The organism is Chitinibacter sp. FCG-7 (assembly GCF_040047665.1).
Classification (GTDB): Bacteria; Pseudomonadota; Gammaproteobacteria; order Burkholderiales; family Chitinibacteraceae; genus Chitinibacter; species Chitinibacter mangrovi.
This window is the reverse complement of sequence record NZ_CP157355.1, coordinates 2,428,450-2,442,546: the sequence shown is the minus strand read 5'-3', so window position 1 is coordinate 2,442,546 and position 14,097 is coordinate 2,428,450. Positions and strand designations below refer to the sequence as shown.

13 protein-coding genes are annotated in these 14,097 nt (G+C 56.4%); 11 read left to right on the top strand and 2 right to left on the bottom strand.

Annotated elements, in window-relative coordinates; genetic code table 11:
- Positions 1-21: 21 nt before the first annotated feature.
- Together ABHF33_RS11505 and ABHF33_RS11500 are read right to left on the bottom strand one after the other, a co-directional pair.
- Entirely contained in the window at positions 22-645 is a 624-nt protein-coding gene (locus ABHF33_RS11505; protein WP_348944096.1) for a flagellar basal body-associated FliL family protein, read from the bottom strand.
- Between the two features lie 96 nt (positions 646-741).
- A complete protein-coding gene (locus ABHF33_RS11500) occupies positions 742-2,106 on the bottom strand; it encodes a flagellar hook-length control protein FliK (protein ID WP_348944095.1) in 1,365 nt (454 codons plus the stop codon).
- An 87-nt stretch (positions 2,107-2,193) separates the two neighbouring features.
- On the opposite strand from ABHF33_RS11500, the gene flhB reads away from it, so the two are divergent.
- The 11 genes from flhB to ABHF33_RS11445 all read left to right on the top strand — a co-directional run bounded on the left by flhB (position 2,194) and on the right by ABHF33_RS11445 (position 14,002).
- The gene (gene flhB / locus ABHF33_RS11495; protein ID WP_348944094.1) at positions 2,194-3,339 is read left to right on the top strand and encodes a flagellar biosynthesis protein FlhB; all 1,146 of its coding nucleotides are present in this window, start codon (positions 2,194-2,196) and stop codon (positions 3,337-3,339) included.
- Positions 3,340-3,396: 57 nt separating this feature from the next.
- Entirely contained in the window at positions 3,397-5,487 is a 2,091-nt protein-coding gene (flhA, locus tag ABHF33_RS11490) for a flagellar biosynthesis protein FlhA (protein ID WP_348944093.1), read from the top strand.
- A gap of 133 nt (positions 5,488-5,620) precedes the next feature.
- Positions 5,621-7,240, top strand: a complete 1,620-nt coding sequence (flhF, locus tag ABHF33_RS11485; RefSeq protein WP_348944092.1) for a flagellar biosynthesis protein FlhF — start codon at positions 5,621-5,623, stop codon at positions 7,238-7,240.
- Positions 7,233-8,126, top strand: a complete 894-nt coding sequence (locus ABHF33_RS11480) for a MinD/ParA family ATP-binding protein (RefSeq protein ID WP_348944091.1) — start codon at positions 7,233-7,235, stop codon at positions 8,124-8,126. Before flhF ends, ABHF33_RS11480 begins: the two co-directional genes overlap by 8 nt.
- A complete protein-coding gene (locus ABHF33_RS11475) occupies positions 8,119-9,195 on the top strand; it encodes an ABC transporter permease (protein ID WP_348944090.1) in 1,077 nt (358 codons plus the stop codon). The genes ABHF33_RS11480 and ABHF33_RS11475 overlap by 8 nt, the downstream gene beginning before the upstream one ends.
- Positions 9,196-9,197: 2 nt before the next feature.
- A complete protein-coding gene (locus tag ABHF33_RS11470; RefSeq protein ID WP_348944089.1) occupies positions 9,198-9,956 on the top strand; it encodes an ABC transporter ATP-binding protein in 759 nt (252 codons plus the stop codon).
- Positions 9,957-9,963: 7 nt separating this feature from the next.
- Positions 9,964-11,010: an MlaD family protein gene (locus ABHF33_RS11465; protein WP_348944088.1), complete on the top strand. Its 1,047-nt coding sequence runs from the start codon at positions 9,964-9,966 to the stop codon at positions 11,008-11,010.
- Positions 11,007-11,585: an ABC-type transport auxiliary lipoprotein family protein gene (locus ABHF33_RS11460; protein ID WP_348944087.1), complete on the top strand. Its 579-nt coding sequence runs from the start codon at positions 11,007-11,009 to the stop codon at positions 11,583-11,585. The genes ABHF33_RS11465 and ABHF33_RS11460 overlap by 4 nt, the downstream gene beginning before the upstream one ends.
- A 37-nt stretch (positions 11,586-11,622) precedes the next feature.
- Positions 11,623-12,363 carry an RNA polymerase sigma factor FliA gene (locus ABHF33_RS11455; protein WP_348944086.1) on the top strand — a complete coding sequence of 247 codons (741 nt, stop codon included), beginning with the start codon at positions 11,623-11,625 and terminating at the stop codon, positions 12,361-12,363.
- Positions 12,364-13,107: a flagellar motor protein gene (locus ABHF33_RS11450; protein ID WP_348944085.1), complete on the top strand. Its 744-nt coding sequence runs from the start codon at positions 12,364-12,366 to the stop codon at positions 13,105-13,107.
- A 148-nt stretch (positions 13,108-13,255) separates the two neighbouring features.
- Complete coding sequence (locus ABHF33_RS11445; RefSeq protein WP_348944084.1) at positions 13,256-14,002, top strand: lysophospholipid acyltransferase family protein; 747 nt, start codon at positions 13,256-13,258, stop codon at positions 14,000-14,002.
- Positions 14,003-14,097: the final 95 nt, after the last annotated feature.

Sequence of the window (14,097 nt, the reverse complement as noted above, 5' to 3'; positions counted from 1 at the left end):
TTGCCGCATTGGCTCGTCGGTTTATTGATAAAAATACTTGGTGAAGTTAACACTCAGAACACCTTCGTCTTTCGCTTCAACTTCCAGCAATTCATTCAGTTTTTCGCGAATCTCACGCGCCAGCGTTTCCTGCCCCTCAGTGGTTTTGATTTCCTCAAGAGTTTTGGAGCGCAGCAGACGATTCACCGCGTCCAGCACTTTAGGCTGATAGTCTTTTAAGCGTTGCTTATCACTATCTCCAGCCAACTCAACCATGATTTCAACCTGCAATACCGATTCAGTGTCGCCCGCTAGATTCACGGTGAAGGGCTGATCCTGCAGTTTGTCAAAAACCGGGGCCACATGACCTTCTTTTTCTTTCTCTTTCTTCTTTTTCTCTTTGGCTTTTTTCTCTTCTTCAGCGTGAGCGTTTGCTTCTGCGACCGCTTCGTCAGCACTACCATCAGCGGGTGATTTCAACAGGAAAAAAGCCAACAAACCGCCCAGCAGCAATAAAACGACAAGCAATCCAATGATGGCAAATAACAGTATGTTTTTCTTCGGTTTTGGTGCCGCATCTGCACTTGGCGCTGCTTTGGCGTCAGACATTGTAATGCCTCTACTAGGAATAGATATTCTGAAGATTGTAACTGGATATTGAGGCAAAAGTACCCCAGCAATGCTGAGGCACCTCGTCTACTACAGCGAAAGATACTATAAAACAAGCGCTAAGCAAGCGTTTTTCAGGTAACACATTGAAAATCAGACAAACAAACTTACCCGGGTACTGCCAGCAGGCAAGCGCAAATCACTTAAATTGACTCGCCGCTCAATTCCCGTTTCATTCCCCATGGTATTGGCTATTGTTCCATGGCGCGTACCACCAGCAGGAGAGTCAAATTGCTGGGCTTGCTGCTGGGAAAATGCATTCTGCTGTTGCTGCTGCAATGAATCGGAGGCCACCTGTACATTTTGCAGAACAATCCCCTGATCAGCCAATAGCGCCGTCAACTTGGGTGTGGCCGCAGCCAGCGCCTCACGCACTGCTGCGTGCTGCGAAGTAAAAACCACGCTGGCTTGCTCGTTACCTAGATTCAAACGCACTTCCATCGGGCCCAGATTGGGTGGATTCAATTGCATTTCAATCTGCTGCTCCTGCTTGCCCAGCATCAAACTTACCCGCTGAGCGACTGCATCACCCCAGCGCGCATCCTGCACAGGAGTTTCAATATAAGCGGTAGTGGCAGCTGATCGGCTAGCCTGATTTGTAGTTTGCACTGCACTGGCCGCTGAAACTGTTGTTACAGCATGCTGAACAAGCGGTTTGGCCACTTCACCCGGATTATTGGAGTCGCTCTCTGTAAAATTGAATCCCCCCTGCCCCTGTTGAGTACCCAGCTCCAACTGCTGATGTTCGGCACCAGCGGCAGCCAGGGCATCAGTAAACGGCAAAATAGAGGCTGGTTCTTTATTGTCAGCGGCAATTTTTGCCGGAGTATTCTGTCCCCGTCCCTGCAGTAGTGAAGTGACACCTAATGCCTGTTTTTGCTGCTCGCCGACTACATCACCAGCAACCGATGCCTCGCTTAATCCCGAATTCGCATTCGAAATACCCAGTTCGGTCATGCCGGGAATAGCGGCAGATAAAGCCGATTGCGCCGCTAAAACTGCGTTTCCATTCTCAGCGCTAGCAGACTCGAGTTTCTTGGGTGCAGGAATCTGCGCCAGCAAGGCGGCCAAATCAATCATATTGGGCGGAATGTCAACAGGCTTCGCTTGATCAGCATTTTCATCTTTCTTGGCAAGCTTATTTGCATCTGCAACTGCATCGCTACGCGAATTGGCATCAAGCTCCCCCTGTGAAGCCGATGATTGCTCGGCTGGTTGCTGCTCTGTCTTTTGCGCGGGCTGAGCTGACGGGCGCGAGTTTGTTGGCCGCTCTGCTTCAGCGCTCTTCTTCGCGGCACTTTCAGCTGGCTTGGCTTTACTTAGCTCTTGTTTGTATCTTGACTCGAAAGAGTCGGCTGCGCTGACCGCGCTGACCAATTTGTCACGCGAAGGAGTGGCTTCACTAGGACGCGAAACCGCGCTAATCAGATTGATATTATTGCTTGAGCCGCTGGCCATGATCGCTACACCACAAAAATGAGTCATCCGCACTAAAGCAAACTTGATGCCAATTATTGGACGGGGTGTGCATGCTACACTGGGCGTATGGCAGAAGATTCAGACCTCGAACGTACCGAACCGGCCTCGCCCCGGCGACTGGAAGAAGCCCGTAAAAAAGGGCAGGTGCCGCGTTCGCACGAATTAACCTCGTTTTCTACGCTGATGGTCGGGCTGGTGGCGGTTATTACCACCGGACCTGATCTTTATGCCGCGATGAAAAAAGTCATGGTCACGGCGCTGAGCTTTAACCGCTCAAAAATCTGGGAAACCACATTAATGGGCGAGCAGTTGTTCGAGCTCTCGCGCATCGCACTCATTGCCATTTTGCCTATCTTCGGCGCCTGCGTGCTTATTTCGATTCTGACCCCCATTCTGATCGGCGGCTGGTTATTTAGCACCGAAGCACTGGGCCCCAATTTTGGCCGGATGAATCCGCTAAGCGGTATAGGCCGGATGTTTTCACCGCGCACGATTATTGAAACCATCAAAACCATTCTGAAATCCAGCCTGATTGGTGGCGTGGCGGCCTGGCTGATGTGGCAGGAAAAAGAGCAATTTATCCAGCTTTTGGCGATGACCCCCGAGTCGGGTTTTGCTATGGCCTGGCAAATGACGCGGCATACGCTGTTGCTCGTCGCTAGCACCATGGCGGTGATTGCGCTGATTGATGTGCCCTACCAGCTTTGGGATTACTACAAAGGGCTGCGGATGACCAAGGAAGAGGTCCGTCAGGAACACAAGGAATCCGAAGGTGATCCACACGTCAAAGGCCGCATTCGCCAGCTGCAGCGCGAAGCGGCGCGTAAGCGCATGATGGCCGAAATCCCCAAAGCCAACGTCGTCGTGACCAATCCGACGCACTATGCGGTGGCGATTCGTTATGACCAGCAAATGCGCGCGCCCACCGTCGTCGCCAAAGGCTCCTTCCTGCTGGCCGAGCGCATTATCGAGATTGCCAAGGACAACAAGGTGGCCGTAATCCGCACGCCACCGTTTGCCCGCGCGCTTTATCATCATGCCGACCTGGGCGAAGAAATCCCGACCGCACTGTATACTGCGACGGCAGAAGTGCTGGCTTATATCTATCAGCTTGAGCTTTACCGCAAGGAAGGCGGCTTTGAGCCGGTACTTAATACCGATTTGCCAGTGCCGCCAGAGCTAGACCCCGAGTCAGGCACTAGCAGGGTATAGCCATCTAGGCCAAACACCAAAAGACTTAGAACAAGATACACCAAGCAGGTATTCTGAATGTGGCGTAACAAACTCACCCTTCTGGCGATGCCAGCCCTAGTGCTGATGGTGCTGGGCATGATGATTCTGCCTTTGCCGCCGCTAATCCTGGATTTTTTCTTCACCTTCAATATCGCCATGTCGATTATTGTCTTGATGGTGAGTCTGTACACGCAAAAGCCGCTTGAATTTTCCAGCTTTCCGACTGTATTGCTAATGACCACGCTGCTGCGTCTATCGCTCAATGTGGCCTCAACCAAGCTGGTTCTCACAGAAGGCCACGCCGGTGGTGATGCGGCGGGTAAAGTGATTGAATCATTCGGCCATGTGTTGATTGGCGACAATGTCGCGGTCGGGATTGTGGCGTTTATTATTCTGACCATCATTAACTTTGTCGTGATCACCAAAGGTGCAGGCCGGATTGCCGAAGTTTCAGCCCGCTTTACGCTGGATGCGATGCCCGGCAAGCAAATGGCGATTGACGCCGACCTGAACGCCGGCCTGATCGGTGAAGACGAAGCCCGCACCCGCCGCGCGCAGATTTCGGACGAAGCCAATTTCTTCGGCTCAATGGATGGTGCGAGCAAATTCGTGCGTGGTGATGCCGTCGCCGGGATTCTGGTGATGGTGATCAATCTGGTCGGCGGCCTGCTGGTCGGCATGCTGCAGCATGATATGGCTTTTGCTGACGCAGCCAGAACCTACACCTTGCTCACCATTGGTGATGGTCTGGTCGCCCAGGTACCGGCGCTGATTATTTCGGTCGCGGCGGGTATTGTCGTGTCGCGTGTGGGCACCAATCAGGATTTGTCCGAGCAGATTCTGGGCCAGCTGTTTGCCCGCTCGCAAGTGCTGTACGTCACCGCAGGCGTGCTGGCGTTGCTGGGTATTATTCCCGGCATGCCGCACTTTGCCTTCCTGCTGATGGCGCTGATTGCCGGTGGACTGGCGTGGTACTCCGAACAGAATCAGCTGCAAAAAGCCACTGGCGGCGTCAAGCCTGTGCCCGGAGCGCCAGCGGGAGCCACGCCCGGCGCTGCGCCTGCGGCACCGGCAGACGCACCGCTACAGGAAGTCAGCTGGGCCGATGTGCAGCCAGTTGACCCGGTTGGGCTGGAAGTGGGCTATCGGCTTATTCCATTGGTCGATCGCAATCAGGACGGCGAATTGCTGCGCAGGATTCGTGGCATCCGCAAAAAAATCGCGCAGGAGCTGGGCTTTCTGGTTCCAGCGGTTCATATTCGCGACAACCTGGAATTGCGCCCGAATCAATACCGTATCCAGCTCAAAGGCGTCGATGTCGGCATGGGCGAGGCTTTTGTCGGCCAATGGCTGGCCATCAATCCCGGCAACGCCGCCGGCAATCTGCCGGGCACCGCCACCACCGATCCCACTTTTGGCCTGCCCGCCACCTGGGTAGACAGCAGCTTGCGCGATCAGGCGCAAGCCATGGGCTTTACCGTGGTGGATGCCTCCACCGTGGTCGGCACGCATATTTCCAATATTCTGCAGTCGCACGCTGCCGAATTGCTCGGTCGCGAAGAAGTTCAGGCTCTGCTCGATCACTTTGCCAAAGAATCACCCAAGCTGGTTGAAGAGCTGGTTCCCAAAGTAATCCCGGTGGGCACTTTGCAAAAAGTGCTGCAGCATCTGCTCGACGATGGGCTGCATATCCGCGATTTGCGCAGCATTCTGGAAACCCTGGGTGAAAATGTCCAGCGCACCCAGGACATCGACGATCTGACCTCGATTGTCCGCGTCGCGCTCGGCCGCGCCATCGTGCATCAGCTATTCCCAGGTGAAAACGAGCTGCAAGTGGTAGCGCTCGAGCCCCAACTGGAAAATATCCTGATGTCGGCCGCCAGCGGTAAATCACAAGGCGGTCTGGAGCCGGGACTGGCCGAACGTATCCTGCAACAGGCTGCACAACTCTCCGAGCAGCTGGAAATGCAGGGCATCAATCCGGTCATTATCACGCCATCGCAATTGCGCCCGATGCTGTCACGCTTTTTAAAGCGCTCGATCCCCAATCTGCGCGTCATTGCGCATACCGAAATCCCCGAAAGCAAAACCTTGCGCATCATTGGCGTTCTGGGAGCGAATAATTAGGGCTTGGACTCGGGCTGGTGATGCCAACTCCGGTGTTTTAACCGGATTATTCTTGCAACAAACGGCAATGATTCTGACTCCCAGTGTGCAGATCAATTGTGCAGATTGCTTTGAGCAGCGATAATCCCTCACTATGGTCGTCAAAAAATTCTTCGGTGCCACCACTCGTGAAGCTCTCAGGCAAGTTCGTGATGAACTCGGCCCGGACGCGCTCATCCTTTCCAACCGCCAGGTGGCGGGTGGCGGCATTGAAATTATGGCGGTGGCCGACGCCGATGTGGCAGCGCTGACCAATGTGCAAACCGTCGCCACGCCGCCCAAGCCCTCGCCCCGTGCGGCACAAAACGGTGCCCGGCTGATGAATTCGGCGCAAACCGAAGCACCAGGCATTGCCAAAGCCCTCGCGCGCTCGTACGCGATTCCGGATGACGAGCAGGAACCCAGCCCGGCGGATATCGGCTATGAAGCGCCATCGGTACTGCGCAGCAATCGCCAGCCGCGCCCGGCAGAAGCGCGGCCAGAAACACGCTATGACACGCAGCGCGAAGAAATCCCGCTGAGCCAATTCATCAACCAATCTGTTAACCAGTCTGCCAGCCAGCGCACTCAGGAGCGCACGCCAGAACGGCAGCCTGAACGCAGAGTTGATCGCAGCGCAGAGCGCGTAGCCGAAACAGCACGCCCGGCACCGCCGCGCCGCGCCGCGCCCGTGGTCGAGCCGCGCACGTTGCCAACCTTCAGTTTTGAAGACGAACCGGCCAAACCCACTGCCCCTGCCGTTGATCAGGAAGCGATGCAGGACATTGCGCGCGAAATCCGCATGCTGCGCGGTCTGCTGGAAAGCCAGATGGCGGGCATGGCCTGGGGCGAGCTATCCAAACATGCCCCCGAAAAACTCGAAATTCTGCGCCAATTGCTCGGCGCGGGTTTCTGCGCCGCCCTCTCGCGCCAACTGATCGACAAAATGCCGGGTGGCATGAGTCTGGATACTGGCGTGAAATGGGTGAAAGCAGCGCTGGCACACAATCTGCCCGCCACCGGAGCGAGCGACGATCTGGTCGCACGCGGTGGCGTGTATGCGCTGATCGGCCCCACTGGCGTTGGCAAGACCACCACTGTGGCCAAACTCGCCGCGCGTGCTGCACTGGCCTACGGCCCGCAATCGGTCGCGCTGCTGACCACCGATAGCTACCGGATCGGTGCACACGACCAGCTACGTATTTATGGCCGCATCCTTGGTGTGCCGGTGCATGATGTCAAAGACGAAACCGATTTGCAGCTCACTTTGGGTGAGCTGAGTGATCGTCATCTGGTACTGATCGACACCGTCGGCATGGGCCAGCGTGACCAGCGCATTGGTGAGCAGCTCGCGATGCTCGGCCACGATAACGTCGGCACCATTTTGCTGCTGGCCGCCAATGCCCAAGCGGGCACGCTCGACGATGTGGCGCGCCGCTACCGCAACCATCATTTGCTGGGCTGCATTCTGACCAAGCTCGATGAAACCGTGGCGCTGGGCGGCTGCCTCGACGTCGCCATCCGGCATAAACTGCCTTTGCAGTTTGTCACCAACGGCCAGCGCGTACCGGAAGATCTGCACCGCGCCAATCTGGCCTATCTGCTCGACCGCGCATTTAAAACACAACAGGACCAAAGCGTTTTCCAGCTACAACGCGATGAATATCCGCTGTATATGAGTACGCAAGACATTCCAACCGATTTCACGCTCAGCCTGGGTGGTGCGCGTGCCTAAACGCTGGCAGGACCAGGCCGCAGGCTTGCGTCAAATGGTCAGCCCGACGCATTGCCGCAGCATCAGCCTGTGCGGTGGCCGTGGCGATTCAGGCACCACCACGCTGGTCATCAATCTGGCCGCCGCGCTAGCCGAGCGCCAGCGCGAAGTGATGGTGCTTGATGAATTTAGCGGCAGCCAGAATGTCAGCTCGCGCCTGCACCTGAGCCAGGGCTTTACGCTAGAGCATGTACTGCGCCACGAAGCAACGCTGGCCGATAGCCTGATCGAAACCCAGCATGGCTTTCAGATTCTGTCGATTGCCGGCAAGCCGCAAATCATTGCCCGGCTGAACGACGCCGAGCAGCACTGGCTAGCAGCCGAATTTGAAGCCATTACCGAATACGTCGATTACCTGCTGCTCGATACGCGCCCGATGGGCAGCAATGGTATTCCCAGCCTGAGTCTGGCCGCCGACGATGTCGTCGTTGTTTTATCAAATCGCGCCGAATCACTCACCGACGCCTACGCCACCATCAAGCAGTTGGCGCAGGAATACGCGCGCCGGGATTTTCGCGTACTGGTCAATCGGGTGGAAAGCCTGGGCGAAGCGATGGCCTTGTTTGATCGCCTGCGTAGCGTCTGTCAGCAGTTTCTGGGTGCCAGTCTGGAGCTCAAGCTGATCGGTTATGTTCCCGAAGACAGCAAGCTCAATCGTTCTACACGGCTGGGCAAGACCGTGCTTGAGGCTTTTCCAGATACCGAGGCCAGTATGGCTCTGCGGCAATTAGCCGACGTGATCTTGCGCTGGATACCCCCTAGGGTGGCGCATGATTCATCCGGGCATTTTGTTCATCGGCTGGTCGAATCATCCCGCCTGCTGCACGAAAGGCTGCATCATGGCTGAGCTGCGCCTTGAGCCCGTAGACGCTGGCTACCAGCTCATTGGTGATTTAACGCTGGCGGCGATCGCGCCAGTCTGGCAGGCTAGCCGCCAGATTAACTGGCAAAGCCAGCTGGTTGACTTAAGTCAGGTCGGGCATTGCGATGGCGCAGGCGCGGCTTTTCTGTTTGAACTGGGCCAATCTGGCGCGCAGTTGCGCAATCTGAACGCTGAAACGCAGCGCCTGCTGACCGCGCTGGACCCGCAGCAGGCCTTGCTGGTGTCGCCGCAGAAATCGCGCAATAAACCCATCACGCAGATTGGCCACCTGACCCGCTCGGCGGTTCGTGATTTTGCGGCACAAATCACGTTTATTGGCGAAGCAGCTAGCGCGCTGGCGCAAGTGATCGTGCGGCCACAACGCTTGCGCTGGCGTGAATTTTTGCGCCAATGCGAGCTAACGGGTGCCAATGCGCTGCCGATCATCAGCCTGATTTCCTTGTTGCTGGGCATTATTCTGGCTTTTCAGTCGGCAATTCCAATGCGGCAATTTGGCGCGGAAATGTTTGTCGCCAATCTGCTGGGGCTCTCGCTGGTGCGCGAGCTGGGGCCACTGATTACCGCCATTGTGCTGGCCGGGCGCTCGGGCGCGGCTTTTGCCGCCGAAATCGGCACCATGAAGGTCAATGAAGAAATCAACGCGCTGGTGACATTTGGCTATCAGCCCATGCACTTTCTGGTTTTGCCCCGCTTGCTGGCGGGCGTGTGCATGCTGCCGCTGCTGGCCATCTGGTCGCAAGCCATCGGCATGCTGGGTGGCGCACTGGTGATGCAGGGTTTTGGCATTCCGCTGGCGACGTTCTGGTCGCAGCTCAGCTCGCAAGTCGACGCTGGAGACTTTTTTGGCGGCATGCTCAAGGCCGCCGCTTTTGGTCTGGTCGTGGCCTCGGTCGGCTGCTTTCGCGGCCTGGGCACGGGCACCGGCGCCAGTGCCGTGGGGGCAGCCACCACCCGCGCAGTAGTCAATATTCTGGTGTTGCTGGTGATCACCGATGGCATACTGGCTGTCGTTTATTATCATCTGGGCTGGTAAAGATGAGCACGGTGATTGAAGTTCGGCATCTGTGCTGTGGCTGGGGCTCGCGCACCATTCTGGAAGATGTGAATTTCAGCGTGGCGCGCGGTGAAGTGGTCACCATTCTGGGGGGCTCGGGCTGCGGCAAATCGACTTTGCTCAAGCATCTGATTGGGCTTTACCCGCCGCGCTCCGGCAGCATACAGGTAGTGGGTAATGAGCTGGTGGGCGCAGATAGCAAGGGCCGTGAGGCAATACTACGCAAAATTGGCGTCATGTATCAATCGGGCGCACTGTTTGGCTCGATGAGTATTCTGGACAATATCACGCTGCCGCTGACCAGCTTTAGCCAGCTGGACGCCAAGGCGATTGATACGCTGGCCAGACTGAAATTGCGACTGGTCGGGCTGGAGGAGTTTGCCGATTTTTACCCGAATGAGCTCTCGGGCGGTATGCAAAAACGTGCGGCGATTGCCCGCGCGATGGCGCTGGACCCGCAGATTCTGTTTCTGGACGAACCGTCGGCCGGGCTGGACCCGATCACCTCGGCCGAGCTTGATCGACTGATCCGGCGGCTGGCCGAAACGCAGGGCGTCACCATGATGGTGGTGACGCATGAGCTGGCCAGTATTGCCGCCATTGCTGATCGCGCCATCATGCTCGATAAAAGCATTAAAGGCATTCTGGCCATCGACACGCCCGCGGCACTTGCGCAATCAAGTGATGCGCGCGTAGCGAGCTTTTTCAATGCACAGCGGCCCGCACGCGCCGCAGTATAGAAGGCTTATGGAACAACAATCGAATTTCCGCCTAGGCGTGTTTATCCTGCTGGCCCTGCTACTGGGCGTGGCGCTACTGATCGGTGTGGGCAGCGGGCGCTGGCTGCAATCGAAAATCACGCTGGAAACCTATTTCAATGAATCGGTGCGCGGGCTCGATATTGGCTCCAAAGTGCGTTACCGCGGCGTGGCGATTGGCGAAGTGAGCGCGATTACCTTTACCTACACCCGCTATGAAGGCGATTTACCCAATGCCCAACGCCAGCAGTATGTACTGGTTGAAGCCCAGCTCGATAGCCATATTCTGGGCGGCTCGGCTGATAAGGATGCGCAACAGGCCGATCTGAACCGCGAAATTGCCAAAGGCCTGCGCGTCAAGCTCTCGCCACAGGGGCTCACCGGCACCAGCTATCTGGAAATCGATTACGAGCAGCAGGCCGATAACAAAACCTTGCCATTTAGCTGGCAGCCGGACAATCTCTATATTCCGTCGGCCAATAGCACGGTCAATCAGCTTCTGGGCAGCGCGCAGGAAGTGATGGCCAAATTGCAAAGAATCGATCTGGACCAAACCATAGGCCTGCTCAACCAGACGCTGGGTACAATGAATACCCGGTTGGAAGAAATACCGGCCAAAAACATCGGCCGTGAAGCCGAGCAGCTACTGCGTACGCTCAATGCCCTACCACTGAAGCAGATGGCCAGCGAAAGCGCGCAATTGATCACGGAAGTCAGGGACAGCAATCAGGCGCTGAAAACGCTGCTTGAACAACCGCAATTGCAAACTGCCAGCAATGATCTAGCCAGCGCGGCGAGCTCAGCCAAAATGTTGCTGGCCAACCCGGCGCTGGCCAGCGCCGTGCAAAGACTGGACCAGATTACCTTGCGGCTGGATCATCTAAGCGCACAACGCGAGGGCGATGTGCAGCAAATCATCGATAATCTGTCGAGCACCAGCAGCAACCTCAAAGCACTGAGCGAAAAAGCCAATCAGCGCCCCAGCAGCCTGCTGTTTAGCGAGCAACCCAAACCCTATACGCCGCCCAAACCATGAAAAAATTGATCGCTTTACTTGTGCTGGCTGTATGCACGGCCTGCAGTACGACCCCCGTGGCCAGACAAGATTTTCTGATTAGCGCCGAGCGCGATGGAGCCAGCAGAGCCGCCCGCTTTGGCGTGCTACAGGTCAATGAATTGCGCAGCAACCCGCCCTACCGCGATCTGGCGCTGATCTACAAGGAAAGCCCGCAGCGTTTTGTTGCCGACCCCTACAACGGCTTTCTGGCCCCTCCCGGCAACCAGATCACCCGGCAAACGCGCGCATGGCTGGCGCGCAGCGGGCTATTTAGCCGCGTCAACCCGATGGGCAGCAGCCTGATTGCGCCGTGGCAGCTGGAAGGCGAACTGCTGGCAATGCATATCGACGTGAGCACACCCGCCCAGCCCAAAGCTGTAATCCAGGTGCAGTACCTGCTTAGCCACCAACAGCAATCGGCGCAATTTACGCTCAGCGCCGAACACGCCATCGCGGACGCCAGCCCAAATAGCGCGGCGGCGGGCTTTAGCGCTGCACTGGAAAGCCTGTTCAAGCAATTAGAACAAGAACTGGCTTCATCAAACCTCAATTAGTCGGCTACACTTAAGGATCATTTTTACCGCATCCATCATGTCAGCACACCGCGCCCTGTCCCTCTATCGCAGTACCCAAAGCAGCAGCGAAGAAGATCGCGTGCAGCAACACGCCCCGCTAGTGCGCAAGATTGCGTATCACATGATGAGCAAATTGCCCGCCAGTGTGGACGTTGACGATCTGATCCAGGTCGGGCTGATGGGGCTAATGGAAGCGGCCCGCAATTTTGACGCCGAAGCGGGCGTGCAATTTGAAACCTTCGCCAGCCAGCGAATTCGCGGCGCGATGCTCGATGAATTGCGCAGTGCCGACTGGCTGCCACGGCAGGCCCGCAAAAACATGCGCGAAATCGAACGCGCGATTGTGTTGCTGGAGCAACAGCTGGGGCGTCATCCTGCCGAAGGTGAAGTGGCGCAAGCGCTCAATATCCCGCTCGACGAATATCAAAGCATGCTGGGCGATGCGCGCGGCCACCAGCTGCTGCATTACGAAGACTTCGAAGTGGACGGCGAAAACGATCAGCTCGATCAGTACGCCGCCGATCATTCGGCCAACCCGATTGATATTCTAAGCGACGACGCTTTCCGCTCCCATCTGATCGAAGCGATTGGCCTCTTGCCCGAGCGCGAAAAATTGCTAATGGCGCTGTACTACGACGAAGAACTCAATCTGAAAGAAATCGGCGCAGTGCTTGGCGTTTCCGAATCGCGCGTCTGTCAGCTGCACACCCAAGCCGTGGCACGCCTGCGCGGCAAACTCAAAGACTGGCTAGCTTAAATGGATAAAATCAGCGTACTTGGCCTGATTCTGGGGCTGTCGGCAATTGTGCTCGGGCACTGGCTCGAAGGCGGGCAGATTGGCTCGCTGGTGCAATTTACCGCCTTTTTCATCGTCATCGGCGGCACCATGGGCGCGGTGATGGTGCAAACCGAAATGCGGCATTTTGTGGTTGGCCTTAAAATGCTGCGCTGGATTTTTCTGCCGCCAGTCATGGATTTTCGCAAAATCCTCGCCACGCTGATGAACTGGGGCAATCAGGCGCGCCGTGGTGGCCTGCTGGCGCTGGAAGCTTATCTTAATAGCGAAAAAGATCCCTTCATCAAACGCGGCCTGACCATGGTGGTCGATGGTGCGGAGCCTGAAATGGTGCGCCGCGCGCTGGAGCTGGATATTGATGCCTACGAAGACCAGGCTCGGGCTGCGGCCAAAGTCTGGGAATCTGCCGGTGGTTATTCGCCCACCTTCGGCATTCTGGGCGCGGTGCTGGGTTTGATTCATGTGATGGAAAACCTGACCGACCCATCCAAGCTTGGCGCCGGGATTGCCGTCGCCTTTGTGGCAACCATTTACGGCGTGGGCGCGGCCAATCTGTTCTTCCTGCCGGTGGCCAATAAACTCAAGTATTACATCATGCTCGAAGTTCGCCGCCGCGAAATGGTCGCCGAAGGGCTGGTCACCATCGCCAACGGCGAAAACCCGCGCTTGCTGGAAAACAAACTAGCCGGCTTCTTGCACCACTAGGGTATATCTTCGCAAGCTAATTACTAATTAGCCTGTGAAGATATACCCTACGCGCCACTCATCACGTAAAGCCCCAGCAACTCTGCCTTGCCAACACATCGCCTGTGCAATCGCTATAGTCAAAGCATCATCGCCCCGGGGAAAAATCATGCTGTATTTATTGCGCATCGCGCTGCGCACGCTGGCTTGGCTGGATTTGGCGATCTTTACACTCGCAATGGTATTGCTCGCTATCCTGCCATCAAGTTGGCTTGGCAAGATATACCCCCCTTTATTTCAAAGCTGGTGCCGCTGTTTTGTGCGGGCGCTAGGCGTTGAGCTGCGCCTGCATCAGCATTTTCTGGGCGCGATGCCGCAGCATTTTATACTGATTGCCAATCATCCCTCCGCGCTGGAAGACATCGGCATTCCAGCACTATTTCCGGTCCGCAGCTTGGCCAAGCACGAAGTCAAAAACTGGTTTTTGGTAGGCAAAATTGCTCAAGCAGCCGGGACGCTGTTTGTCGAGCGCGAAAGCAAGGATTCGCGTCAGGCCGCCCAGCAGGCGCTGATTGAGGCTGTGCAGGCGGGCGATAATATTGCGCTCTACCCGGAAGGCGGTTGCAAAGGTCGCCGCATCGCGCCACGGTTTCTGTATGGCGCTTTTTCCACCTCGCTCGCCAGCGGCGTTCCCATCCTGCCGGTCTTTTTGCACCACGAAGCGCAGGCCCAATTCGAATGGCAAAACGGCGAGCATTTGCTGACCAAAATCTGGCGCATGGCCAGCAGCCCTAATCCGGTAGTGCACTACCATGTGTTTGAGCCGATTTCACCACAGCAATTTGCCGACAAAGAGAGTTTCAATCAGGCGGTATATGCGCTGTATCTGGGCTGGCAACAGCGCTTTCTTGATTAGTACCGTGACTTGCCCGGCGAACAGCAGCCAGTTCCTCACTAAATCTCCGACTCTTGATCGCTTTTCTGCTGCGCCGCCCGAGCTTGCCGTTATAA